A 2080-nucleotide genomic window follows, 5' to 3' on the forward strand; every position below is an offset into this window, starting at 1 on the left:
ATTCCATACAATAGAAGCTGTTTTAACCTTTTTGTGCAGAAAAAAAGCCGCGATCATGTTTCAAATTTAAAAAAGGTTTGATCAAAAGAAATTAAACCCTACTAAAATTTTTTCTTTGTTAACGTATGAAATATATTAAAACAGTATCCGCTTCATTTAAACTTTGTAACAGAAATTGCTGGGTTTACATCTTTCAAAGTTGGAAAAGAATTGTGGCCACCATAATTTCGAATCGTATAAGCGCTTACGTGCGAAGCAAAATTAACACCATCATCCATATTATATCCTTTTAATATAGCCCAAGCGATAGCACCGATCCAAGAATCCCCTGCTCCTGTGGTATCCACAATATGCTCACATTGTACGGCTGAAAAATGTTTAATTCTTTTGCCATCATACATAATAGATCCCTTATCACCCAAGGTAATAAAAACAATAGAAATGATTTTTTCTTTTAATTGCCTGGCTGCTGTAAAAGCGGTTTCTACAGAATCTACAAGAGTGTTCGTCATATAAGAAGCTTCAGTTTCATTCACTACTAAATAGTTAACTTTCTTCAGAATGTCCTTACGAATAGAACGGGCGGGTGCATTGTTTAACAAAATAGGACATTTAAATTCATAGGCTTGTTGAACAGCATAATTAACAACATCCGAAGGAATCTCTGATTGTAAAATTACCAATGGGTTTCCAGTAAAAAAATGATTACAAACATCGTTAACATGTAGGGCGTAATTTGCGCCTTTAATAATAGTGCTATAGTAGTCCCCATTGTTAAGAATATTAACCACTCCAACGCCGGTTGTATTTTTACGTTTAATATATTGTGTATCTATATGATTTACATGAAAAGAGTGAATGAGTTCATCACCGAAAGAGTCATTTCCCACACATCCAAGCATTTTAACTGATAACCCTAGTTTTGCGCACTGAACGGCTTGATTTGCACCCTTTCCACCAGGCATCATGCTTAATTTATTTCCATAATACGTTTCTCCTAGTTTGGGCAAACGATCTTGTTTGATTAAAATATCATAATTTAAACTACCAATAACAAATACATCCGTACTCATCAAAATCTTCCAATCCATTAAACACGTTTGAACAACACAGCGGCTTGTGTTTTTTGTAAATTAATTTTGCTTTCGTTATTTTTTCTGTTTGCCAAAATAACAAATAACGCGTCTATGATATTTAAATGTACAATACGCGTTGCTCCATTTTCCCCTGTAATAGGATTATTTTTAACAGGAGTAATTATGGAAATATTGGCAATTTTTGTAATAGGGCTATTCAATACACCCGTGATACAAATGGTACTGGCACCATTTTCTTTTGCTAGTGCTAACATATTAATCACATCTTGCGTTTTACTTGAATGTGAAATACCTAGCGCAATATCACCTTTCCCTAACAAGGATGCGGACATCAGCTGTAAATGGGAATCAAAATAAGAATTACTAAATATGCCGATTTTCAATAGTTTGTGATGGAAATCCTGGCAAATAACAGAGGATCCGCCACAGCCTGCCATCACTAATTTATTATTTTTGGTAAAATTACTTAATACTTCAGCCGCTTTATTAAAACTTTTTAGATCTAAAACACTTAAAGCCTCCTGAATGGAAAGAATTGAATTTAGAAAAGTATTTTCGAGAATTTCTTTATAATTAGCAGCTTGTTTCGAATTTTGAATAAAATGATAATCCTCAACATAATCACATAAAATCAACTGACGTTTCAGTTCGTGAAATCCTTTAAATCCCATTTTTTTAGCAACTTTTGTAATGCAAGCCTCACTAACTTTGAGAAAATTTGCTATATCCGAAATATTCATTTTCAATATGTCATTCGTACTATTCTCAATAAAACTAACAACCAACCTTTCTTTTTTTGCAAGGGTTGGAGCAATAGTTCGTGCATATAAGATAATATCTTTACCAAATAATTTTTGATGCATAAAACGCCCCCAATATAAAAGGCAATATTCAATTTATTAATCCTAATTTAAAATAACTTATTTATTAATAAGACAAAAATATAGATTATGTAAATAATTTTAGAAAACATTACTAATAGT

2 protein-coding genes are annotated in these 2080 nt (G+C 32.2%); both read right to left on the reverse strand.

Translation table 11 applies throughout. From position 1 onward, the window contains the following. Nucleotides 1-152 precede the first annotated feature (152 nt). The gene (locus tag AABE15_RS02895) at nucleotides 153-1073 is read right to left on the reverse strand and encodes a ribokinase (protein WP_338329781.1); all 921 of its coding nucleotides are present in this window, start codon (nucleotides 1071-1073) and stop codon (nucleotides 153-155) included. 17 nt (nucleotides 1074-1090) lie between these two features. After that, a complete protein-coding gene (locus AABE15_RS02900; RefSeq protein WP_338329782.1) occupies nucleotides 1091-1960 on the reverse strand; it encodes an SIS domain-containing protein in 870 nt (289 codons plus the stop codon). Nucleotides 1961-2080: the final 120 nt, after the last annotated feature.

The organism is Commensalibacter sp. Nvir (assembly GCF_963921845.1).
Taxonomy (GTDB): domain Bacteria; phylum Pseudomonadota; class Alphaproteobacteria; order Acetobacterales; family Acetobacteraceae; genus Commensalibacter.